Source organism: Cupriavidus taiwanensis LMG 19424, assembly GCF_000069785.1.
GTDB classification, from domain to species: domain Bacteria; phylum Pseudomonadota; class Gammaproteobacteria; order Burkholderiales; family Burkholderiaceae; genus Cupriavidus; species Cupriavidus taiwanensis.
The window spans coordinates 1,984,085-2,005,882 of record NC_010530.1 but is presented as its reverse complement, the minus strand read 5'-3'; the positions used below and the strand labels follow the sequence as shown (position 1 = coordinate 2,005,882).

Annotated in this window: 20 protein-coding genes; 5 read left to right on the top strand and 15 right to left on the bottom strand. The window is 68.3% G+C overall.

The features are described from left to right. Positions 1-2 precede the first annotated feature (2 nt). Entirely contained in the window at positions 3-1,343 is a 1,341-nt protein-coding gene (locus RALTA_RS24505) for a DUF1501 domain-containing protein (protein ID WP_012356649.1), read from the top strand. Between the two features lie 96 nt (positions 1,344-1,439). Here RALTA_RS24505 and RALTA_RS24500 read toward each other — a convergent pair whose 3' ends face one another. Further along, positions 1,440-4,079, bottom strand: coding sequence for a penicillin-binding protein 1A (locus RALTA_RS24500; protein ID WP_012356648.1), 2,640 nt, complete (start codon positions 4,077-4,079; stop codon positions 1,440-1,442). A 333-nt stretch (positions 4,080-4,412) separates the two neighbouring features. Here RALTA_RS24500 and RALTA_RS24495 point away from each other — a divergent pair, with 333 nt between their 5' ends. From RALTA_RS24495 to RALTA_RS24485, 3 genes are all read left to right on the top strand, one after another. Next, positions 4,413-5,480, top strand: a complete 1,068-nt coding sequence (locus RALTA_RS24495) for a porin (RefSeq protein WP_012356646.1) — start codon at positions 4,413-4,415, stop codon at positions 5,478-5,480. 255 nt (positions 5,481-5,735) lie between these two features. Beyond that, positions 5,736-5,990 carry an AbrB/MazE/SpoVT family DNA-binding domain-containing protein gene (locus RALTA_RS24490; protein ID WP_012356645.1) on the top strand — a complete coding sequence of 85 codons (255 nt, stop codon included), beginning with the start codon at positions 5,736-5,738 and terminating at the stop codon, positions 5,988-5,990. Next, a complete protein-coding gene (locus RALTA_RS24485; protein ID WP_012356644.1) occupies positions 5,990-6,352 on the top strand; it encodes a type II toxin-antitoxin system PemK/MazF family toxin in 363 nt (120 codons plus the stop codon). Before RALTA_RS24490 ends, RALTA_RS24485 begins: the two co-directional genes overlap by 1 nt. A 60-nt stretch (positions 6,353-6,412) precedes the next feature. Here RALTA_RS24485 and RALTA_RS24480 read toward each other — a convergent pair whose 3' ends face one another. Then, complete coding sequence (locus RALTA_RS24480; protein ID WP_012356643.1) at positions 6,413-6,886, bottom strand: DM13 domain-containing protein; 474 nt, start codon at positions 6,884-6,886, stop codon at positions 6,413-6,415. 162 nt (positions 6,887-7,048) lie between these two features. Here RALTA_RS24480 and RALTA_RS24475 point away from each other — a divergent pair, with 162 nt between their 5' ends. Next, positions 7,049-7,282, top strand: a complete 234-nt coding sequence (locus RALTA_RS24475; RefSeq protein WP_012356642.1) for a hypothetical protein — start codon at positions 7,049-7,051, stop codon at positions 7,280-7,282. A 17-nt stretch (positions 7,283-7,299) separates the two neighbouring features. Here the strand turns inward: RALTA_RS24475 and RALTA_RS24470 are convergent, their stop codons facing one another. The 13 genes from RALTA_RS24470 to betA all read right to left on the bottom strand — a co-directional run bounded on the left by RALTA_RS24470 (position 7,300) and on the right by betA (position 21,754). After that, complete coding sequence (locus RALTA_RS24470) at positions 7,300-8,850, bottom strand: TAXI family TRAP transporter solute-binding subunit (RefSeq protein WP_041232618.1); 1,551 nt, start codon at positions 8,848-8,850, stop codon at positions 7,300-7,302. A 13-nt stretch (positions 8,851-8,863) separates the two neighbouring features. Beyond that, on the bottom strand, positions 8,864-10,054 hold the full coding sequence (gene gltS, locus RALTA_RS24465) for a sodium/glutamate symporter (RefSeq protein WP_025585385.1): 1,191 nt from the start codon (positions 10,052-10,054) through the stop codon (positions 8,864-8,866). Positions 10,055-10,251: 197 nt separating this feature from the next. After that, entirely contained in the window at positions 10,252-11,418 is a 1,167-nt protein-coding gene (locus tag RALTA_RS24460; RefSeq protein WP_012356639.1) for an ABC transporter permease, read from the bottom strand. 15 nt (positions 11,419-11,433) lie between these two features. After that, complete coding sequence (locus RALTA_RS24455) at positions 11,434-12,588, bottom strand: ABC transporter permease (RefSeq protein WP_012356638.1); 1,155 nt, start codon at positions 12,586-12,588, stop codon at positions 11,434-11,436. 12 nt (positions 12,589-12,600) lie between these two features. Further along, complete coding sequence (locus RALTA_RS24450; RefSeq protein WP_012356637.1) at positions 12,601-13,293, bottom strand: ABC transporter ATP-binding protein; 693 nt, start codon at positions 13,291-13,293, stop codon at positions 12,601-12,603. 10 nt (positions 13,294-13,303) lie between these two features. Next, entirely contained in the window at positions 13,304-14,518 is a 1,215-nt protein-coding gene (locus tag RALTA_RS24445; RefSeq protein WP_012356636.1) for an efflux RND transporter periplasmic adaptor subunit, read from the bottom strand. Between the two features lie 133 nt (positions 14,519-14,651). Next, positions 14,652-15,011 carry an ArsR/SmtB family transcription factor gene (locus tag RALTA_RS24440; RefSeq protein ID WP_025585381.1) on the bottom strand — a complete coding sequence of 120 codons (360 nt, stop codon included), beginning with the start codon at positions 15,009-15,011 and terminating at the stop codon, positions 14,652-14,654. Beyond that, a complete protein-coding gene (locus RALTA_RS24435) occupies positions 14,992-15,456 on the bottom strand; it encodes an SRPBCC family protein (protein WP_012356634.1) in 465 nt (154 codons plus the stop codon). The genes RALTA_RS24440 and RALTA_RS24435 overlap by 20 nt, the downstream gene beginning before the upstream one ends. Positions 15,457-15,557: 101 nt before the next feature. Beyond that, positions 15,558-16,511 carry a PDR/VanB family oxidoreductase gene (locus tag RALTA_RS24430; RefSeq protein ID WP_012356633.1) on the bottom strand — a complete coding sequence of 318 codons (954 nt, stop codon included), beginning with the start codon at positions 16,509-16,511 and terminating at the stop codon, positions 15,558-15,560. 80 nt (positions 16,512-16,591) lie between these two features. Then, positions 16,592-18,250 (bottom strand): APC family permease, encoded by a 1,659-nt coding sequence (locus RALTA_RS24425; protein WP_012356632.1) that lies wholly within the window; start codon positions 18,248-18,250, stop codon positions 16,592-16,594. 338 nt (positions 18,251-18,588) lie between these two features. Further along, positions 18,589-18,900 (bottom strand): CBU_0592 family membrane protein, encoded by a 312-nt coding sequence (locus tag RALTA_RS24420; RefSeq protein ID WP_012356631.1) that lies wholly within the window; start codon positions 18,898-18,900, stop codon positions 18,589-18,591. 46 nt (positions 18,901-18,946) lie between these two features. Next, the gene (locus RALTA_RS24415; RefSeq protein WP_041232617.1) at positions 18,947-19,846 is read right to left on the bottom strand and encodes a TorF family putative porin; all 900 of its coding nucleotides are present in this window, start codon (positions 19,844-19,846) and stop codon (positions 18,947-18,949) included. Between the two features lie 177 nt (positions 19,847-20,023). Further along, positions 20,024-21,754, bottom strand: a complete 1,731-nt coding sequence (betA, locus tag RALTA_RS24410; RefSeq protein WP_012356629.1) for a choline dehydrogenase — start codon at positions 21,752-21,754, stop codon at positions 20,024-20,026. Positions 21,755-21,798: the final 44 nt, after the last annotated feature.

Below are 21,798 nucleotides of genomic sequence, written 5' to 3'. Positions count from 1 at the left end.
CCATGCAACGCCGACAATGGCTCAGGACGATGGGTGGCGCCGCGCTGGGGCTGGCACTGCCCGCCATCGCCTCGCGCGTCTATGCGCTGCCCGCGCAGGCCGATGCGCGCTTCCTGCTGGTATTCCTGCGCGGCGGCTATGACGCCGCCAGCGTGCTGGTGCCGGCCGGCAGCGATTTCTACTACGCGGCGCGGCCCAATATCGCCATCCGCCGCCCGCCCGCGCCGGGCGCCGACGCCGACCCCAAGGCCGCGGTGGCGCTGGCATCCGCCTTTGGCGCCGACAACGCCGCGCGGGGGATAGGCGACTGGGCCCTGCACCCGGCGCTGGCGCCGACCTTGCTGCCGTTGTGGCAGCAGGGCCAGCTGGCCTTCGTGCCGTTTGCCGGCACGCACGACCTGTCGCGCAGCCACTTCGAGACCCAGGACGGCATCGAGGCCGGCCTGCCCGGCCATGACGAAAGCCGCCAGCCCGTGGCCGCGCTGCGTGGCAGCGGCTTCCTCAACCGGCTGGCACAGGCCATGGGCGGCCAGGCCGCTCCGGTGGCGTTCACCGACGGGCTGCCACTGGTGCTGTCCGGCCCGCGCGACGTGCCCAATGTCTCGCTGAAGGGCACCGGCCGCGCGCCCTTCGACGCGCGCCAGGCCAGGCTGCTGGCGCAGATGTATCGCGGCACACGTTTCGAGTCACTGATCGACGAGGGCTTCGAGTTGCGCGAGACCGTCGCGCGCCAGGCGCAGGCGGAAGCGCCAGGCGGTGGCATGGGCGGCATGGCCGGCGCCGGCCCGGCCACCATGGCGTCGCGCCAGCAGGAGATGCAGGCCGCCAGCCGCCGCGCGCTCAGCGCGCGCGGCTTCGAGGTCGAGGCCCGGCGCATGGCGGGGCTGATGCAGGAGCGTTTCAACCTGGGCTTTATCGACGTGGGCGGCTGGGACACCCACGTCAACCAGGGCGGCGCGCAGGGCCAGCTGGCCGGGCTGCTCGACAACCTTGGCCGCGGCCTGTCCGCCTTTGCCGCGGAGATGGGCCCCGCATGGCACAAGACCACCGTGGTGGTGCTGTCCGAGTTCGGCCGCACCTTCCGCGAAAATGGCACGCGCGGCACCGACCATGGCCACGGCACGGTCTACTGGGTGCTGGGTGGCACCGTGCGCGGCGGGCGCATCGCCGGCGAGCAGGTCGCGGTGGAAGCCGCCACGCTCAACCAGGATCGCGACTGGCCGGTGCGCAACGAGTACCGGGCGCTGCTGGGCGCGCTGTTCCGCAGGTTGTACGGGCTCGATGCGGCGCGGCTGGCGCAGGTGTTTCCGGGGGTGGCGGGGCGGGATATCGGGTTGGTGTGAAAGAGCGACCAAGGGCAACCTCAGCGCAACGGACTCCCGATAGGGGCGACGTCGACGCATTGCGTTCGCGACTCGTTTGGAAGATGCGTTCCAGCGTCAGCCCGGTGCAGCGTTGGGCAAGGCGCCGCTTGCCGGCGCCGGAGCATTGGTGGATGGAACATAAGCGGGCGGGGCAGCAGGCGCAGGCACCGCTGGTGGGACCGGGACTGCGGGACCGGCGGAAACGCCCGGATAGGCGGCCGAACCTGAAGCCGCTGGCGACACCGGCGCCGCCGACGCCGCCGGTGGATCCCCAGCGCGTGCCGCGGAGGCGTCCGTAGCGAAACCCGGCGGCACCGCCATCACCGTTTCCCCCCGATCCAGCGCCAGGCTGGATTCATCGTGGTCTGCGTCCGCCACCGCAGCAGAGGCCGCGCCTGCCGGCGGCGCGATCTCGGCTTCTTGCGGCGGCAAGGCCGGGCGGCGCGGCGCCGGGCGCGGTGCCGGGGTCTCGCTGGCCTTGTCGCGCGTGAACAGCTGGCTGAACCAGCCCCGCAGCTGCGTGCCCAGCGACGCAAGCAAGTGCGTCTCTTCATGTTCGGCAAAGCGGGCGCGGCCGTCGATGATGCGGGCGCGCAGCGCGCGCTGGTAGAAGTCGCCCACCATCGGCAGCGCGCTGTGCGCGCCCTGGCCCCAGTAGTCGCTGCGCAGCGTGATGCGGCTGTCGTTGAAGCCGACCCATGCACCCGCCACCAGCTCCGGATGCATCAGGATGAACCAGCCGTCGGCATTGTCCTGGGTGGTGCCGGTCTTGCCGGCGACGTCGGCGCGGATGCCGAAGCGCGAGCGGATGCCGGCACCGGTGCCGCGGTCGATCACGTCGCGCATCACGTCGAGCAGGGTTTGCGTGGCGGCGGCGGACAGCGCGTGCTCGGCGCGCGCCGGGCGGAACACCTGCAGCACATTGCCCTGGCGGTCTTCGATGCGCGTTACCATGGTCGGCGCGATGTAGTCGCCGGCATTGGCGATGGTGCCGTAGGCGGCCACCATTTCCTTGAGCGTGACCGGGCTGGTGCCCAGCGCCAGCGACGGCACGACGTCGAGCTGGCTGTCGCGCACGCCCATGTTGCGCGCCAGCCGCGCCACGCGCGCGGGGCCCACTTCCTGCATCAGCTGCGCGGTGATGGTGTTGCGCGAATAGACCAGGCCATCGCGCAGCGTCATGGCGCGGCCGGTGGGCCGGCCTTCGTCGCTGGGGCGCCAGATCTCGCCGCCGGCCAGCTCGATTTCCACCGGCTGGTCCACCAGCGTGTCGTCGGGGGTCTTGCCCTCGTCAAAGGCAGCGCCGTAGACAAAGGGCTTGAAGGTCGAGCCCGGCTGGCGGCGCGCCTGCTGCACGTGGTCGAACGCGTCCTGGGTGTAGTCGCGGCTGCCGACCCAGGCGCGGATCTCGCCGTTGCGCGGGTCGATCGCCAGGAAGCCGGCCTGGATGCGGGTCTTGCTCTGGTGCAGCGCGCGCAGGAAGGCGCTGTCGGCCATCAGGTGGCGCAGCGCCTCGTCCGGCGCGGTGCCGGCAGCGACCGCCGCGCGGTATTCCGGCGTCTCGCGCACGAAGGCCTGCACCAGCGGCTTGTTGGCGGCCCAACCCGCCCGCGGCGCCCAGGCGGCGTTGGCGACCGCCTGCAGTCGGTTGCCCTGTTGCACCACCGCCTGCGTGGCCATGGCCTGCAGGCGCGCGTCGATGGTGGTGTGGACCACCAGGCCATCGGCGTAGATGTCGTAGCCGTTGCGGTCGGCCCAGCCGATCAGCCACTTGCGCAGCTGCTGCGCGAAGTGGGGCGCGGGACCGGGCGGCTCGGTCTGCCGCTCGAAGTCGATGCGCAGCGGGCGCTTCTTCAGTTGCTCGTAGCGCGCCGCGTCGAGCTTGCCGCGCTTGACCATCTGCCCCAGCACGGTATTGCGCCGGTCCAGCGCCCGCTCGGGGTTGAGCACGGGGTTGTAGTAGCTGTTGCCCTTGAGCATGCCGATCAGCGTCGCGCTCTGCAGCACGTCGAGCGAGCGGGCGGGGCGGTCGAAGTAGGTGCGCGCCGCCATCTCGATGCCGAACGCGTTGTACAGGAACGGCACCGTGTTGAGATAGGTCTCGAGGATCTCGTCCTTGGTGTAGAGCGCCTCGATCTTCAGCGCGGTGATCGCTTCCTTGAGCTTGCGCGTCAGCGTGGGGGCGCGGCCGATCTCGTCGGGGTAGAGGTTGCGCGCCAGCTGCTGGGTAATGGTCGATCCGCCCTGGCGGTCGCCGGAAAACGTATGCAGCGCGGCCGAGGCGATGCGGCGCCAGTCCAGGCCGTGGTGCTGGTAGAAGCGATGGTCTTCGGTGGAGATCAGCGCCGCCACCACGTTGGGCGAGATCTGCTTGAGCGGGACCCAGTCGCGGTTGGCCCACTTGAACACCGCCAGCTCCTTGCCGTCGGCGGACAGCACCTGCGCCGGCTGTTCGGACTTGGCCTTGCGGATGTCGCTGATGCCCGGCGTGAACGGAATCAGCACCAGCACGTAGAGCAGCAACGCCGCCGGTATTGCGGCCAGGCCGGCCAGCAGGCCGCGCCAGGTGGGCCGCAGCGTGCCGGGCCGGGTCAGGCCGGCGCGCGCGGTGCGCGCCGCCAGCCGGGTCAGGCCTTGCCGGACGGGGACGGGCAGTGAAGCGGGGAATGAGGCAAGCAGCGGGGCAAGCCGGGTCTTGATCTCAGCCAGCCTCATGAGGCGAAGCGGTTGAGGCACGGGCGCGGGGCGGCACGGGACACTGGCATTACCGTCGTCGGAAAAGCCTGCATCCTACCAAAACGTTCCTGCCGGTTACAGGGAAAACCCCCAGCCGGCGGCGATGCGCCACCTGCTGCTGCGAAGCATAGGTCACAAAGCTTTCATATTGCGCCGCCACAATGCCCGGGCCGCCACTCGTGCGGACGATGCGCCGTTGCCGGGTTGCCCGGCTGGGCCCCGATCGGCATGGCTTGCCATGACTCGCCATGGCGATCGCGGCCCTGGGTCCGGTGCGGTGTCGTGCCTCAAACAGAACACAGAGAAACTACAGTGAAGAAAGCTCTCCTTGCAATGACGGCAGCAGCGGCCGCGTCGGCCGCATCCGGGGTGGCGTCGGCCCAATCCACGTCCAACGTGACGCTGTACGGCATCGTCGATGCCGGCGTCGAAGTGATCAGCAACGTGCCGGGCAGCGGCGGCGCCGAAGGCACGGCCGTGCGCCTGAACTCGGGCAACCTGTCGGGTTCGCGCTGGGGCCTGCGTGGCACCGAAGACCTGGGCGGCGGCCTGAAGGGCATTTTCGTGCTGGAAAGCGGCTTCGACGTCGACACCGGCACCTCGGGCCAGGGCAACCGCCTGTTCGGCCGCCAGGCCTACGTCGGCCTGCAGGGCGGCTGGGGCGCGGTCACGCTGGGCCGCCAGCAAAACGCGCTGTACGACCTGTTCGGCGCCTTCGACCCGATGGGCGTGGGCCCGCGCTACTCGCTGAACAGCGTCGACTCGGCCTTCAACGGCCGCGCCGACAACGCCGTCAAGTACACCGGCAAGTTCGGCGGCCTGACCGCCACCGGCTTCTACAGCTTCGGCCGCGACAACACCGAAATCCCGGGCGAGACCAAGGTCGGGCGCAACTTCGGCGGCGGCCTGTCGTATGCGGCGGGCGGCTTCTCGGTCGGCGCGGCCTACGACCAGTTCCACGGCGGCACGGTGGCGCTGCAGGACCGCGCCGCCAAGCGCGCGGCCGTGGGCGCGGCCTACGCCTTCGGCGGCGCCAAGGTGTTCGCGGGCTACCGCTGGCTGCGCGACGACGGCGTGTCCAGCGCCACCGCGGCCGAGACCCGCAGCAACGTCTACTGGGCCGGCGCGCAGTACCGCTTCACGCCGGCGTTCCTGCTGACCGGCGCGGCGTACTACAACGACACCCGCAACAGCGACGCGGATCCGTGGATGTTCGTGCTGTCGGCGGACTACTCGCTGTCCAAGCGCACCGACGTGTACCTGAACGTGGGCTACTCGAAGAACAAGTCGGGCTCGGCGCTGGGCCTGAACGGCGTGGGCACCGTGGTTGCCGGCGAGAACCAGACCGGCGCCACCATCGGCCTGCGTCACCGCTTCTGAGTCTGACTGCCTGATGCCCGCCCGGCCGGCGCCCATGCCTGCACGGGCGGGTGCTTGACGCTCATATCGACACCTGCGGCTGGTCTTGCGGGGTTCGTTGGGCCGGTCGTCTTGATCGGCCCTTTTTTGTCTTTGTCTTGAGCCGGGCTGGCTAATATTGGGCCTGGTCCTGTCGCAGCAGGGCGCCGAAGTAGATACGTGTTGAAACATGGATTGCCGATGTTTATACTCGTATCGACATTGATGGGGCTGATCATGCGGAAGAGTGCGACTTTGACGATTCAAAAATGGGGCAACAGCCTGGCGGTCCGGATCCCGACTGCGGTGGCTCGTTCGGCACATTTCGCCGAAGGCCAGGAAGTTGAGGTGTCCGTCGATGAAATTGGCGTAACCGTTCGGCCAGTCGGTCGCCGCGCGCTCACGCTCGCGGAAAAGCTTGCGCTGTTTGACCCGGACAAGCATGGCGGTGAAGTCATGGCTACGTCGCGCGTTGGTGCGGAGGCCATGTAATGGCCGGCCGGATATGGGTGCCCGACCGACGCGACATCATCTGGATCGACTGCAATCCGCAAGCTGGCCGCGAAATGAAGGACTTGCATCCAATGCTGGTGCTGTCACCGCGACCGTTCAATGACAGAACCAGCATCGTAATCGGCTTGCCAATGACCACGGCAGCCTATAACGACACCAATCCTTTTGCCATCAAGTTTCAAGGGCCGAAAGGCAAGACCAGCTACATTCTCGCTCACCAGCCCAAGTCGTTTGACTGGCGCGCCCGAAGCGCAAGGGCTCACCCCTGGAAACAGGCACCGTTGGAGGTCTTTGCTGCCGCGTGCGAACAACTGAACCAGATTATCGCGATCGCGGAGTGACCACCGCGCAAATGTACGCCTGCCTAACGGGCCGGCAATGGTGCCCGCGGGCGTCAGCGGCTACCGATACCCCGCCGCCCCAATAAACTGCCCGAAGCGCTCGCACCAGATCACCACCGCCGCATACCGGGACGGATCCACCCCGGCCGGCAAATCCACGGTGAAATTGCCGAAGGTCTTCAGTTCACCCACCTGCAGGGACTGGTCCTTGATCCGCAGGAAGGCTTCCTTGTTGTCGACGAACGCAGGTGCCAGGTAAATCCGATAGTCCGGCCCGGGTGCCACGCTGCCTTCGAAGGCGAGCGCGCTGGCCGAGACATGGAGCCGGCCGCTGGCCCAGTGCAGCGCGTCGCTGCCGGCAAGGTCCTTGCGGAAGGTGCCGGCATAGCGCGCCTGTTGCGATATCGCCTGCACCTGTCCGGCGCTGGCGCCGGGCTGCGCCGTCAGGATCGGCAGCACATAGACGCCGGCGGCAAAGCCGACGGCCAGCATGGCGAGGTGGGTCAGGACGAGGATGGATGGCCTGGCGGTCATGTCTGGCTCCGGGGGGGCACGATCACGCCGGTATGTCGGCGCAGGCGGCGGAACCTGACAGCGCGATGGCTGGCGGCGCCCTTGGCACATTCGCAACGGTTTCACCAATCCAACACATGGAAGTGGTTATGATCTGGTAGTTGCCCTGTCGAGAAGCTGCCTATGACCCTCCACGTCACGATCCGCACTATCCGTACCGGCACGATGCAAACCGCCCGCTATCAGGCGCGCGTCTACCTGACCACTGATGACGAGGCCCTGCCGTTGTTGGCAACGGACTGGAGCGAGCGCGAGGCCGAAGCCTTCCGTACCGCACAGTTCTGGGCGCAGCGCCACGCTTATGTGGTGTCTAATCCACGCGCAGGAACGTTCTACGGCGTATCGGGCCGGCGCTGAGCCGGCCAGCGCATCCCTTATCTGACTTGTGTCCCGGACGCTGCCGGCGGCCGGACAGGTCGTGCTGGGCCCGGCGCGGCGCCGGCCGGGCCCATGGCGTCCAGCGCCTTGGCCGCCGCCAGATGCTGCGGAATCATCAGGCCCTGGCGCGCCGTGGCCACGGCGATCTGTCCGCCCTGGGCGCTGCCGCGCGCGACCAGGTCGCGCCCGTTGCGGTAGACCAGCCGCGTCAGGTCGGCCACTTCGGAGTCGGACAGGTCCGGGCCGGTCACCAGCACGGCCGCGGTGGCGATGGTGCGCACCGGCGCGCTCAGGCCCGGATAGGTGCCCGGTGCGATCGATGCGCGGAAATAGCCTGCCTTGCGCCCCACCAGCGCGGCGATGGCCTTTTCGTCGAGCGGCAGCAGCCGCAGCGGCATTTCCGCGAGCGCATCGCGGATGCTGTCGGCCGGCACGCCGATCACCTGGATCACGGCGTCGACCTGGTTCTGGCGCAGCGCCACCAGGCCGGTGCCCAGCCCCACTTCCTCGGCCTTGAAGTCCTTGTCCGCCAGCCCGTGCGCGGCCAGCACGCGGAGCGCGGTGCCGCGCGAGGCCGAGCCGCGCTCGCCCACCGCGATGCGCTTGCCGCGCAGGTCAGACACGGATCGCGCCGGATCGCCGTCGCGCACCAGCACGTGCACCGGCTCCGGATAGAGGCTGCCGATGGCGCGCAGCGAGGCTTGCGGGCCGTCCTCGGCGAAGGCGTCCTTGCCTTCGTAGGCATCCAGCGCGGCATCGCCCTGCGCGAGCGCCACCGAGACCTTGCCCGCGCGCAGCAGGCGCAGGTTCTCTTCGCCGCCGTGCGTGACCAGCGGGATCGCGCGCACGCGCGTGCCGGCGACCAGCGCCTGCGCAAAGCGCAAGTACTGGCCGTGCTCGGCGCCGGCGGCGATGGCATAGCCCTCGTTGATCCGCGCCAGCCGTGCGCGGATATTGGCGTGCGCGGTGGTCAGCTCCTGCTCGATCACCGCGCGCTGCGCCGGCGAGGCATCTTTCTGCACCGAGTCGATCACCTTGCGCATCGCGTCGAGGATCGCCGCCGGGCCGGTCTGCGCATTGGTGGCGACGGCCGGGGCCTCGGCGGGGCGGTAGCCAGCCGGCAGCACGCCGACCCAGCGCTCGCCGTCGCGCCGGTACAGTGCCGTGCCGTGGGCGCGGATGATATCGCCGGCCTTGTTGCCGCCGCTGGTGATGCCGATGATGCCGCGCGGGCCCGCGCCCAGCGCCGACACCAGGCCGGCCACGCCGGGCGAATCCCAGGCGCCGAAGTCATAGTCGCGCAGCAGCTTCAGTTGCGCGTCGAAATAGACGATGCGGCGGGTCTCGCCGGCGGGGGCCTTGGTGTCGGCCTGCGAGCCGCGGCGGTCCAGCTCCACCACCTGCACCGTGCCCGGCGGCAGCGCCAGCGCCAGCCGCTCTTCGACGCCGGCGCGGATGCCGTCGGCGGCCGGGCCGCCGCCGCATCCCGCCAGCCAGAAACTGGCCAGCACGGCGAACAGCAAGGTCAGCAGGGCGTGGCGCCGCATCTCAGCTCCCATCTCAGCCCCCGATCAGCGGCAGCGCCAGCATCATGGTCAGCACGAACGCGTTCATCAGGTCGACGAAGAACGCCCCGGCCAGCGGCGTGATCAGGAAGCTGGTGGGCGCCGGCCCGTAGCGCGCGGTGATGGCGCGCATATTGGCCATGGCGGTGGCGGTCGAGCCCATGTTGAAGCCGATGAACGCGGCCGAGCTGACGGCGGCCTCGTAGTCGCGCCCCATGAAGCGGAAGCACACCAGCACCACGTAGAGAATGATGAACACCACCTGCATCGCGATGATCAGCAGGAACGGGCCGGCCGACAGCGCCACGTCGGCCAGGTCCAGCGCCATCATCGTCATCACCAGGAACAGCGACAGGCAGACATTGGTGATCAGGTCGGTGGCGCGGTCGTCGAAGCGCATGCCGGCAAACGGCAGCAGGTTGCGGATGGCGATGCCGAGCATCATGCACCAGAGGAAGCCCGGGATGGTGATGGCGCCGGTCGGCATCTGCGCGGCGATCCAGCGCCCGCCGATCACCGCGGCCAGGATCCCGGCCAGCGACGCCAGCGCGCCCACGGTGGTGATCGCCGAGACCGCCGCCGCTTCCTCCTCGGTGTCGCCGGCCTCGCGCGTGGTCGAGCGCAGGCGGTAGCGCGAGATCAGGTATTGCGCCACCGGTCCGCCGATGATGCCGCCAACGATCAGGCCGACGGTGGCCACCGTCATCGACAGATCCATCACTGCCTGCAGGTTGTTCACCTCGGCAAAGCGCTCGGCATAAGCGGCGCCGGTGCCGTGCCCCCCCACCAGCGTGATGGAGCCGCCCACCAGGCCGAAGATCGGGTGCAGGTCCAGCACCCGCGCCATGGCCACGCCCACCACGTTCTGCACCACGATATAGGGCAGCAGGATGATCAGGAAGATGACCAGCGCCTTGCCGCCGCGCCTGAGCATGCGCAAGTCCGCGCAGAGGCCGACGCCGCCGAAGAACATCAGCAACAGCACCGGCTTCATGCCGGGATCGATCACCACGCGGAAGTTCACCGTCGCCAGCGCCGTCGACGCGACGATCGCGAACAGCAGGCCGCCGGTGACGGGATCGGGAATGTTGTAGCGCGACAGCACGCCGACGCTGCGGTTGACCAGCGTACCGATCAACAGCACCACCACGGCGGTCAGCAATGAGGCCAGCAGGTCAAGGTTCATCGGGGGCGTCCTGACGCGTAGCATGCATCACTACGGGTTGTAGTCGGACACCGGGGAGAAGGCAAGGAAAGGATGGGCCACGCAAGGGTGCTGGAGCCGCTGGCAGACGCCCTGGAAATTTCCAACTCCCGATTGCGTACTCCCTATCCCGCTTGCGGGAGAGGGGAGCAAACCAGCGGGCGGCGTAGCATCAACCATCAACGCGCCCGCAACGCCTCCACAATATTCATCCGCGCCGCCCGCACCGCCGGCAGGAATCCCCCTGCCAGCCCCATCGCCATCGAGAACGCCAGCGTCTGCAGCGCAATCGCCGGCGTCAGGATAAAGCGGAACGACAGGTCGGCGAAGGTCTGGAAGTTGGTGGTGGAAAACGACGCGAATTGCATCAGCGCCGCGCAGGCCAGGCCGGCGGCGCCGCCCACCAGGCCCAGCAGCGCGGCTTCGGCCAGGAACGCGGCCAGCACGCTGGCGCGCTGGAAGCCGAGCGCGCGCAGCGTGCCGATTTCCGCCACCCGGTTGGCCACCGACGCGTACATGGTAATCATGGCGCCGATCATCGCCGCGATCGAGAAGATGGTGGACAGCGTGAAGCCCAGGATATTGATAAAGCCGGACAGGGCCTTGGACTGGTCGCTGTAGAAGGCCTGCTCGCGCTTGGCCTCGTCGGCAAGCCGGGGATCGACGTCGAGCTCGGCGCGAAAACGGTCGAACAGCGCGGAATCGGCCAGCCTGACCACCATCGATGAATACGCGTTGCGCCGGAACGATTGCATCAATTGGTCCACGTCGCCCCAGATCTCGGAGTCGAAGCCGCTGCCGCCGGCGTCGAAGTGTCCCACCACCGTCCAGTCGCGCTGCGCAAAGCGCAAGTGTCCGCCAATCTGCACGCCGGCAAAGCCGCGGGCGATGCTGCTGCCGACAATGATCTCGGACGAGCCCGGGCGGAACATGCGCCCGGCCACCAGCCGCACCTGCGGGCGCAGGTCCATGCCCGCCGGCGAGATGCCGCGGATCACCACGTTGGACGGCTGGCCGGTGCTGGCCTTGGTCAGCGAGATCAGCACCACGGCCTCGCGCGACGCCAGCGGGCGGCCGTCGCGGCCCATGGCCACGGCCGGATGCATCTCGATGATGCTGGCCTGGTCGCGGTTGACCGCGCTCTGGATCTCGGTCTCGGCGCCCTTGCGGATCACCACCACGTTGTCGTGCTCGCCGGTGGTGACCAGCGTCTTTTTCAGCCCGGCGTCGAGCATCAGCATGGTGGCGAAGACAAAGACCACCAGCGCCAGGCCGGCCGCGGTCAGCGCGGTGGTGAGGCGCCTGGCCCACAGGTTGCGCGCGATATAGGTCAGCGGGATGGCCATGGCGGTCTCCTCGCGCTAGCCGATGGCCCGCAGGCCCTCGACGATGCGCACGCGCGCCGCCTGCACCGCCGGCACGATGCCGGCAAAGATACCCACCGCCAGCGCGCACGCCGCCTGCAACTGCATGGTCTGCGGCGACACCGTGAACACCGGGAATACGCCGCCTACCGCCTGCTTGAAAGCGCTGGCCACCGGCGGCGTGGCGAGCATGCCGAGCGCGCCGCCGGCCACGCACAGCGCCAGCGATTCGCCGAACACCAGCAGCGCCAGGAAGCCGGGGCCGAAGCCCAGCGCCTTGAGCGTGGCGTATTCCACGGTGCGCTCGCGCGCGCTCATTGCCATGGCGTTGGCCATGACCGCCATGATGATGACGATCACCACATACGACACCACGCGAATTGCCGCGATGATCTGGTTGGACATGGCGACAAAGCCCAGCTGGAAGGCCTGCTCGGTCTCGGTCAGCGTTTCGGCCAGCGAATTGCGGAACACGCCATCGACCTGGCGCGAGATCGCCGCGGTGTTGTCGGGATTGCCGACGCCCAAAATATAGACGCCGACCTGGTCGGCCTGGCGCGGCGTGCGCTTGCGCACGGTCTCGTTCAGGTATTCCCAGTGGAACACCATCTGTCGCGTGATGGTGCTCTCGTCGCGCCCGTCCATGATGCCGCGCACCACGAACTCCCAGGTGCCGGGATAGATGGTCCCCTTGATGGGGATCACGTCGCCCACCTTGAAGCCGAACTGGTCGGCCAGCTGGCGCCCAACCAGCGCGCCCTTGCGGTCGCGCTGGTAGTCGGCGCGCTGCGCATCCGGGACAATGAATTCGGGGTAGAGGTCCAGGTAGTTGTCGGACACCGCGAACTGCGCGAAGAAGTTCTTGGGATCGCGATAGACCCCGCCAAACCAGTTGGAGCGCGCCACCATCGTCACGCCGTCGATGCCCTTGATGCGGCTTTCGTAGCTGAGCGGCAGCGGAAACACCAGCGAGATCGCATTGCGCGTGACCAGCCGCGCGCTGGAGGCGGCCGAGGCGCCGGCATACCAGGCATCGATCACGGTCTGCAGCAGCCCGAACGCCAGCACCGCGATCACCAGCCCGAACACCGTCAGCGTGGTGCGCAGCTTGTGCCGCAGCGCATTGCGGGCGATCAGCTTGAGCGCGTACATGGTGAATGGAGGCTACGCCGGCTCGCCACGGATCAGCTCCCCCTTCTCCAGGTGGACCAGCGAGCCGGCCGCGGCGGCGGCGTGCGCATCGTGCGTGACCATGATGATGGTTTTGCCGGCATCAGCGTTGAGCCGCTGCAGCATCGCCAGGATCTCGGCCGCCGAGGTGCGGTCGAGGTCGCCGGTGGGCTCGTCGGCGACGATCAGCGCGGGGTCGGTGATCAGCGCGCGCGCGATCGCCACGCGCTGCTGCTGGCCGCCCGACAGCTCCGACGGATAGTGGCTCATGCGGTCGGCCAGGTTGACCATGTCCAGCACCAGTTCCACGCGCGCGCGCCGCTCCGCCCGCGGCAGGCGCGTCAGCATCAGCGGCAGCTCGACGTTCTCGAACGCGGTCAGCACCGGCATCAGGTTGTAGAACTGGAAGATAAAGCCGACATTGGCGGCGCGCCAGTCGGCCAGCGCCGCTTCCGGCAGCTGCGTGATGTCCAGCCCGGCGACGCGCAGCGTGCCGCTGTCGGGCCGGTCGATGCCGGCAATCAGGTTCAGCAGCGTGCTCTTGCCCGAGCCGGAGGGGCCCATCAGCGCGACGAAATCGCCTTCGCCGATCTCCAGCGAGATATCGGTCAGCACCGGCACCGTCTGCACGCCGCGCCGGTACGACTTGGCGACGTGCGCGATCTGCACCAGCGGCGCCGTGCTCATGCGGCGCCCCTCATGGCTTGGACGTGGCGACGCGGCTGCCGTCGCCGATCTGGTCGCCGGGCGACAGCACCACCACGTCGCCGGGCTTGACGCCCTGCACGGCCACCAGTTCGCCCAGCTTGTTGCCGGTCTTGACCGTCATCTCGTGCGCCTTGCCGTCCCGCACCACGTAGACCACCTGGCGGCCGTCGCGCGTGGCGATTGCCGCCGGCTGCACCGCGACCACCGGCTGGCGGTCCTGCGCGGTGGCCGCGCGCGACAGGAAGGCAATCTTGGCGCTCATGTCCGGCAGTACGCGCGCATCGCGGTCGACAAAGCGCACCTTGACCAGCACGGTGGCCTTGGAGCGGTCCACCGTCGGCACGATGCGCGAGACCTGCCCGGCCAGCCGCAGGCCGGGCAGGGCATCGAGCAGCAGCTCGCACGGCTGGTCGACGCGGATCCTGGCGATATTGGATTCGGCGACATCGGCTTCGACTTCCAGCGTTTCCATGTCGGCGATGGTGACGATCGCACCCTTGGTGTCGGCCGCGGCCGAGAAAGGCGTGATGTTGTCGCCCACGTTGGCATGCTTGACCAGCACCACGCCGTCGAACGGCGCGCGCACCACGGTCTGCTCGACCGCCACCTCGGCCGCGCGCGCATTGGCCTGCGCCGACACCACCGACGCGCGCGAACTGTTCACCGACGCCCGTGCCTTGTCGAAGCGCGCCACGTCGGCGTCGTACTGGGTGCGCGAGATCGCGTTCGGCACGATCAATATCCTGGAGCGGCGCAGGTTCACCTCCGCGTCCTTCAGCTCGGCCTGCTGCAGCGCCAGGTTGGCCTGCGCCACCTGGACCTGCGCCTGGGCCTGCGCGAACGACGCGGCCACGTCCTTGCTTTCCAGCCGCGCGATCACTTCGTCCTTCTTCACGCGCGAGCCTTCCAGCACGCCCAGCCATTCCAGCCGGCCCTGCGCCTTCGACGCAACCGCCGCCTTGCGTTGCGGCACGACATAGCCGGTGGCGTTCAGCAGCGTGAAGTTCTGCGTAGGGAAGGCCGAGGTGACGGTGGCGGTCTGCACCGGCCGCGGGCTGGCCAGCCGGATGGCAATGCCGGCCAGCGCCAGCAGCACCACCGCGATGGCCGCGTAGCGCAGCCATCGGCGCCGCGGGCGCAGACGCACGCCGGCCGCGGCGGCTTGCCGGTCGATCTTGAGCCTGGACAGGTCGTGGTCAGCCACTGCGCGCTTCCTCTCGCTGGAATGGGCGGGCTGTCAGTATAGCGGTGATAAGGCGGGACTTCGTGACCTGCGAGGCAGCCAGCGACCGCTTGTTTGCTCCCTCTACGGCTTGTGGGCGACAGGAGAAAGCCAGCTAGTGCTCTCCTTCCACCGCCATCTTCAACTTGCCCAGCGCAAACTCCCATTGCCGCCCGATCGCCTCCAGCGACCGGCGCGCGGCTTCCAGCTGGCCCGGCTCGAATTGCCACAAGCGCTCGCGTCCCGCGCGGCTGTCGTGCACCAGCCCCGCCTGCGCCAGCACCTGCAGGTGCTTGGTCACCGCCTGCCGCGTCATGGCGCTGCCCGCCGTCAGCTGCGCGATCGACATCGCGCCGCCGGCGCACAACGCCGCCACCAGCCGCAGCCGGGTCTCGTCGCCGAGCGCGGCAAACACCGCGGCGGACTGCCGCAGTTCCGGCGCGTCCGGCAGCGCTTCAGGCAACGCCGGCAACATGCTCGCGGATATTGTTGACCTGCGCGTCCCAGCCGCCGCTGTTGATGCGGAAGGCTTCCTGCCGGCGTTCGGGCGGGATCTGGTCAAAGCCGGACTCGACCACGGTCAGCATGGTCCCGCCTTCCACCTCGCGCAGTGTGAATTCCACCAGCGTGGCCGGCTCGTCCGAGTAATCGCGCCCGCGTTCCAGCGGCGCCGGATGCCAGCGCCACGACAGCAGCCGTTCCGGCTCCATGCGTTCGACGTGGACATCGAACTTCAGGTATTCATAACCCGGATAGGTGATGCTGCCCACCACGCGTGCGCCCGGGGCGAAGGTGGCGCCGTCGAAGCGGACGCCGAACCAGCTGCCGAAGGTATCGGCATCGGTCAGCGCGTGCCAGACGCGCGCGACCGGGGCTTCGATCAGGATGCTGCGTTCGATGCGGTCGGTGTTGGAAGGCATGGGCGGTCTCCTGGTTCAGGTATCAACATGCAACGCGATGGTTGCATCGTAGGAGCTCCGCCCGTGAAATGCAACCAAAAGGTTGCAGTTCTGCCATTCCCTCACAGATCCAGCACCAGCCGCTGCCCCTTGCACCGCGACACGCACAGCATCATGGTCTTCTGTGCCGCCTTCTCGGCGTCGGACAGGTACTGGTCGCGATGGTCGGCCTCGCCCTCGACGATGGCGGTCTCGCACGAGCCGCAGATGCCCTCGCGGCACATGCAGTCCACCTTGATCCCGGCCTTCTCGATCGCGCGCAGCAGCGATTCGTCGGCGCCGACCTGCAGCGTCTTCCCGCTCTTTTGCAGCACGGCCTCGAAGGCGCCGCCGGTGGCGTCGACCTCGTTGCGGAATTGCTCGAAGTGGATGCGCGCGGGGTCCCAGCCGGCGGCGCGTGCGGCGTTGACTACGGCATCGTTGAGCGGGGCCGGGCCGCATACGTAGACGTGGGTGTCGGCGGGCTGTGCGGCGATCAGCGCGGCGATGTCGAGCAGGGTGCCGTTGTCGCTCTCGTACCGGTGCAGCTGGCCGGGCAGCAGCGTGGCGGGCAGCACGTCGAGGAAGGCGGCGGACTGCGTGTTGCGGAAGCAGTAATGCAACTCGAAGGCGGCGCCGTGCGCGGCCAGCGCCTGGATATGCGTCATGAACGGCGTGATGCCGATGCCGCCGGCGATCAGCAGGTGGCGGCCGGCGCCGTGGTCCAGGCTGAACAGGTTGCCGGGCGTGCCGATATGCAGTTCATCGCCTTCGCGCACCTGTTCGTGCATGAAGCGCGAGCCGCCGCGCGAGGCTTCTTCCAGCCGCACGGCGATCTGGTAGTGGCCGGGTTCGCCGAGCGTGCTGGTGAGCGAGTAGGCGTTGCGCAGGCGTCCGCCGTCCATGTGGACGACGACGTGGCTGCCGCTGTCGAAGGCAGGCAGCGCGCCGCCGTCGCAAGGTTGCAGGGTGAAGCGCTTGATGCCGGCGGCCAGCGGTTCGACGCGGCCGACGCGTACGCGGAGCGTGTCAGTCATGGCGGTACCTCGGAAATCAGGAAAGGCGGGAAATGCGGGAGGGAAGGCGGGTCGGCATGGTGCCGGCCCGCCCAGGGCGATCAGGTGATCACCGTCAGCCTGGCGGCAATCCACACCACCAGCGCGCCGACGACCAGCGCCACATAGGGCAGGACGCCGGCGCGCGCGTTGGGCAGTTCCATGTCGCGGCGCATCGACTCGGGGAAGCGGCCCTTGTCCTGAATGTAGTGGCGGTAGATGAAGACCGGCACGATCAGCAGCGCGGCGATCAGGCCGTTGCGCAGCGTGTGTTCGCCCTGGAAGTTGGCGCCGGCGCCGACAAAGGCCAGGTCGAAGAAGCCGAGGAACGCGCCCAGCGCCAGCAGCCAGTTCTTGCACTTGTACGGCCGCGGCCAGTCGGGACGGTCCATGCGGTGGATCCAGCCAGACTGCAGGTTCAGGAACACGAAGATCATGTAGCAGACGTTGCTGATCGACAGTACTGCCATGTAGTTCGACATCAGCAGCAGGAACAGGTTGAACAGCAGGTCCGTCCACATCGCGCGCGTGGGCGAGCCGTGCTCGTTCACGTGCGAAAGGTAGCGCGGCAGCCAGCCGTCGACCGACGCCTGGTACAGCGTGCGGGACGAGCCCATCATCGAGGTCATCACGATCAGCAGGATCGCCAGCACCAGCATCACCACGATCACGTTGAATACCACCGCGCCGCCGCCGACGAACCTGGCCATCGCCGCGCCCACGCCGGATCCGTCGATGATGTCGGGTGCCAGCATGCCCTGCAGACCGAGCGAACCCTGGAAGGCGATCGGCACCGCGATGAACATGAACAGGCACAGCACGCCGGACCAGAAGATCGCCTTGAAGGTGTCCTTCTGCGGGTCCTTGAACTCGCGGGTGTAGCACACCGCGGTCTCGAAGCCGAAGGTCGACCAGCAAGCCAGGAACATCGCGCCCATCGCCGTGCTGATGCCGGCGGCGTTCCAGCCGCCCAGCACCGCGGCGCCGGAAGCGTCATGCGTCAGCGGCAGCAGCGGGAAGAAGCTGGTCGAGGGCATGTCGCCGGTGAACAGCGGCACCAGCGCGATCACCACCAGCGGCGTCAGCGAGGCGATGCCCAGGATGCGCTGCGTGGTCGCCGCCGCGGAGGCGCCGCTGTGCTGCAGCTTGAAGGTAATCAGCAGGAACGCGGTGGCGAGCAGGAAGGTGGAATTCACCCGCAGCGTCAGGCCCTTGCTGACGAAGCCCAGGTCCACCAGCGTCAGCTGCCAGGTGTTGATGACGGAATCGGCCGGGAACAGCGCGCTCAGCATATAGCCGGCCGCCAGGCTGGTGCCGAGCGCCAGCATCGGCGACCACGCCACCCAGTTGCACCAGACCGAAACCGGTGCGACGAACTTGCTGTAGCGGACCCAGCCCATCGCGCCGTACACCGACGCGCCGCCCGACTTGTGCGGATACAGGCCCGAGATCTCGGCGTAGACGAAGCACTGGGCAAAGCCGACCAGGATGGCCAGGATCCAGATCACCCAGGCCGGGTTGCCGATGGTGGCGGACACGCCGCCGATGGTGAAGAGCACGCCCGCGGGCACGCCGCTGGTGACCCAGAAGGCGTCCTTCCAGGTCAGCGTGCGCTGCAGTTCATGCGATGGGGCTTGTTGCTGGGTTTGCTGCTGCGGTTGCTGCGCGGGGGCGAGCGGCGCCTGCGCGCCGAGCGACAGCACGTCTTTCTGTGAATACACGATGTCTCCTTGCTTCCCGGGTCGCCGTGTTGCGGGAGCTAGGCTCCGTCACGGTCTGCCGTCTGCGGTCTGGGTGGGTACGTTGCGGTACTGCCTGCCGGGATTACGACGGTCGGGAATGTCTGGCGGGGATTCTGGGGGCGTTTCTCATGGTTGTCTCCTGTTGTCATCCCGGGTTGCCAGTTGCCCGATTCGCAGGGCGCCTGGCATCCCGGTCTGTTGATTTACCAAAAGTAAATTAGATCACCTACGGTGTTTTGGTGAGTATAGGAACGGCGCCGGGCCAAGGCAACGGAAGTTTTGTATCGCGCTGCGAAGTGCCCGGACGTCCCGCTTTGCTACTGCTGCACGGGCTGTCCGGGGCGCGGGCCGCCCAGCGTTTCCACCAGCGGGCGCCCAGCGCGTCCGGCCCGGCGATTGCGCCACCAGCCCAGCAATGTCAGGACCAGCCAGAAGCACTGGGTCAGGAACGACGCGAGGTTGAACGCGCCCGCCAGCGAGATCAGGATGCAGCTCGGCCCGATCACGTTGAGGACGACGGCCAGCCTGCCGGTCGGGGATTTGTGCAGGACCTGCACGGCAAAATGCGCGGCAACGTAGGCGGCAACGCCGACAAGTCCGGTTGCGTCGGTAAGACCCAGGGAGGCCATGGTGGTGTGCTTCGTCAGGCAGTGGTACAGCGGTTGATGAATGCCGTCAGAACGTCTTGGTCAGCGAGACCAGGAACGTGCTTTTCAGCGGATTGGAAACGGACGGATTGCCGGAGGAATCCAGCGCGCCGGTGGTGTATTTGTCGTAGACGTCGGTGCGGCCCCAGCCGCGCGTGTAGGCGCCGGTCACGGTCCAGCCACCCTCGAAGGCCTTGGACAGCGCCACGCGCACGTCGCGGAAGCTGTAGGCGGCGAAGTTGCGCACGCGCTCCTGGCCGTAGTGCAGCAGCAGCGTGACGCCATGGCCCAGGTCGAAGGTGCCGTTGATGTCCAGGTAGCCGGAGCCGCGGCTGTGCAGGTCGTTGCCGGACAGCAGCGAGGCGCTGTTGTAGCCGAAGTAGTCGGGCGTATAGGTCAGCCAGTACTTGACGTTGAACCACTTGTACGTCAGCGACGCGACCGCTTCGCCATAGTTGTATTTGGTCTGCGCGTATTGCAGCTTCGCGCCGGGGTAGAGGTAGTAGTAGACCTGGCCCGCATAGACGAAGTCACCGACGCTGCCCGTATAGCCGGCATACAGGTCCCATTCGACCGTGCCGCCCTCGATGAACTTGTCGCTGATGCTCGACATCCAGGTGCCGGCGGAAAATCCGCTCGGGTGGCTGTAGTCGACGCCGCCCTGCACCGCGGGCTTGCCCCAGGTCTGGCGGAAACCGCGCGACACGTACTGGGACGTCAGCGTCATGTTGGCGCTCCAGGGCGAAGTTGCCGCGGCGGCCTCGGCGGGCGGAACGGTGGCGGTGACCTGCGGCACTGGCGCGACAGCCAGCGTAGTGTCACCGTCGGCCTGCGCCAGCGCGGGCAGCGCCTGGCACAGCAGCAGAGGCAAGGCGCCTGACAGGGCGCAGGACAGCGCTGGTCTGGCGGCAAAGGTTTTGCGCAACATGGTTGTGTCTCCTCCGTGCAGCCGGTCTGGGTTTGTGTGTTGGGTTGCCGGCTTTGGTGGGGGTGGAGGCGCGGCGCGTCCGACCGGGCGCACGCTGCCCGCCGGGACGCTGGTCCCGGCAGCACAGGTGCCGCAGTCAGGGTTCGGGCCGAAGGCCCGCGCGCCGCGCCGCTGGGGTCAGGCAGGCATCGGCAGCGGCATGCGCGCGGCAGGCGGTTGCCCGCGCTCCGCCACCGTCTGCATGCGCGCGGGCGTCGCCTTGTAGTAAGGCGCGGTCGAACGCTGCAGCGGCGCGCGGCCACGGATCACGTCGGCGAGCTTCTCGGCCATCATGATGGTGGGCGCGTTCAGGTTGCCGGTGACGATCTTCGGCATGATCGACGCGTCGACCACGCGCAGGCCCGACAGCCCGTGCACGCGGCCCTGGTTGTCGACCACGGCCATCGGGTCGGAGGCGTCGCCCATCTTGCAGGTGCAGGACGGATGCAGCGCGGTCTCGGCATGCTCGCGCACGAAGGCGTCGATCTCGGCGTCGCTCTGCACCATCATGCCGGGCTTGATCTCGCGGCCGCGGAACTGGTCCATCGCCTGCTGGCCGATGATCTCGCGCGTCAGCCGCACCCCGGCACGGAACTCACGCCAGTCGACGTCGTGCGCCATGTAGTTGAACAACAGGCGGGGCTTGACGCGGGGATCGCGGCTGGCCAGCTTGACGAAGCCGGTGCTGGGCGAGCGCATCGAGCCCACGTGGCACTGGAAGCCGTGCGACTTCACCGGGTTGCTGCCGTCGTAGTTCATCGCCAGCGGGATGAAGTGGTACTGCAGGTTGGGCCAGGCGAACTCGTCGCTGCTGCGGATAAAGCCGCCGGCCTCGAAGTGGTTGGACGCCGCCGTGCCGGTGCCGCGCAGGTACCACTCGATGCCGATCGCCGGCTTGTTCCACCACTGCAGCGCCGGATACAGCGAGACCGGTTTGGTGCATTCGTACTGCAGGTACATCTCCAGGTGGTCCTGCAGGTTTTCGCCCACGCCCCTCAGGTCGACGACCGGATCGATGCCGAACGCCCGCAGTTCGTCGGCATTGCCCACGCCGGAGCGCAACAGCAGCTGCGGCGACGCGATCGCGCCGTTGCTGACGATTACTTCGCGCCGCGCCCGGGCTTCGCGCACGTGGTCGCCCTGGAGATACGACACGCCGATGGCGCGCTGCCCGGCGAACAGGATGCGGTCGGCCAGCGCACGCGTATGCACGGTCAGGTTGGGACGCTCGCGGGCCTGGTCGAGGTAGGCGAGCGAGGTGCTGCAGCGGCGCCCACCCGCGGTGGTGGTGCGGTCCATCGGGCCGAAACCTTCCTGCCGGAAGCCGTTGAGGTCGTCGGTGCGGCCGTAGCCGGCCTGCTCGCCGGCCTTGATAAAGGCGTCGAACAGCGGGCTGATGCCGGCCTTGGGCGTGGTCACGTGTAGCGGGCCGTTGCCGCCGTGGTAGTCGTTGGCGCCCTTGTCGTAGGTCTCGGCCTTGCGGAAGTAGGGCAGGCAGTCGGCGTAGCTCCAGTTCTCCAGCGACCGGGTTTCCGCCCAGCCGTCATAGTCCATCGCATTGCCGCGGATATAGCACATGCCGTTGATCAGCGATGACCCGCCCAGGCCCTTGCCGCGGCCCTGCGTCATGCGCCGGTTGTTCATGTGCGGCTCGGGCTCGGTGACATAGGCCCAGTTGTAGGTGGTGCCCTGCAGCGGATACGCCAGCGCGGCCGGCATCTGCGTGCGCCAGTCCAGGCGCCAGTCGGGGCCGCCGGCCTCCAGCAGCAGCACCGAGACACCGGCGTCCTCGCTCAGCCGCGCCGCCAGCACGCAGCCGGCCGAGCCGGCGCCGACGATGATGTAGTCGTATTCATGGATTGCCTGCATGGTGCAATCTCCTTGTTTGCGTGACGCCGTGCGTGGCGGCCCAT

Coding starts and splice junctions, on each gene's coding strand:
- RALTA_RS24485 (WP_012356644.1), top strand. CDS start 5,990: ATGGCCGGCCGGATATGGGTGCCCGACCGACGCGACATCATCTGGATC.
- RALTA_RS24505 (WP_012356649.1), top strand. CDS start 3: ATGCAACGCCGACAATGGCTCAGGACGATGGGTGGCGCCGCGCTGGGG.
- RALTA_RS24450 (WP_012356637.1), bottom strand. CDS start 13,293: ATGAGCACGGCGCCGCTGGTGCAGATCGCGCACGTCGCCAAGTCGTAC.
- RALTA_RS24490 (WP_012356645.1), top strand. CDS start 5,736: ATGCGGAAGAGTGCGACTTTGACGATTCAAAAATGGGGCAACAGCCTG.
- RALTA_RS24455 (WP_012356638.1), bottom strand. CDS start 12,588: ATGTACGCGCTCAAGCTGATCGCCCGCAATGCGCTGCGGCACAAGCTG.
- RALTA_RS24500 (WP_012356648.1), bottom strand. CDS start 4,079: ATGAGGCTGGCTGAGATCAAGACCCGGCTTGCCCCGCTGCTTGCCTCA.
- RALTA_RS24475 (WP_012356642.1), top strand. CDS start 7,049: ATGACCCTCCACGTCACGATCCGCACTATCCGTACCGGCACGATGCAA.
- gltS (WP_025585385.1), bottom strand. CDS start 10,054: ATGAACCTTGACCTGCTGGCCTCATTGCTGACCGCCGTGGTGGTGCTG.
- betA (WP_012356629.1), bottom strand. CDS start 21,754: ATGCAGGCAATCCATGAATACGACTACATCATCGTCGGCGCCGGCTCG.
- RALTA_RS24470 (WP_041232618.1), bottom strand. CDS start 8,850: ATGCGGCGCCACGCCCTGCTGACCTTGCTGTTCGCCGTGCTGGCCAGT.
- RALTA_RS24420 (WP_012356631.1), bottom strand. CDS start 18,900: ATGGCCTCCCTGGGTCTTACCGACGCAACCGGACTTGTCGGCGTTGCC.
- RALTA_RS24480 (WP_012356643.1), bottom strand. CDS start 6,886: ATGACCGCCAGGCCATCCATCCTCGTCCTGACCCACCTCGCCATGCTG.
- RALTA_RS24430 (WP_012356633.1), bottom strand. CDS start 16,511: ATGACTGACACGCTCCGCGTACGCGTCGGCCGCGTCGAACCGCTGGCC.
- RALTA_RS24435 (WP_012356634.1), bottom strand. CDS start 15,456: ATGCCTTCCAACACCGACCGCATCGAACGCAGCATCCTGATCGAAGCC.
- RALTA_RS24460 (WP_012356639.1), bottom strand. CDS start 11,418: ATGGCCATCCCGCTGACCTATATCGCGCGCAACCTGTGGGCCAGGCGC.
- RALTA_RS24440 (WP_025585381.1), bottom strand. CDS start 15,011: ATGTTGCCGGCGTTGCCTGAAGCGCTGCCGGACGCGCCGGAACTGCGG.
- RALTA_RS24415 (WP_041232617.1), bottom strand. CDS start 19,846: ATGTTGCGCAAAACCTTTGCCGCCAGACCAGCGCTGTCCTGCGCCCTG.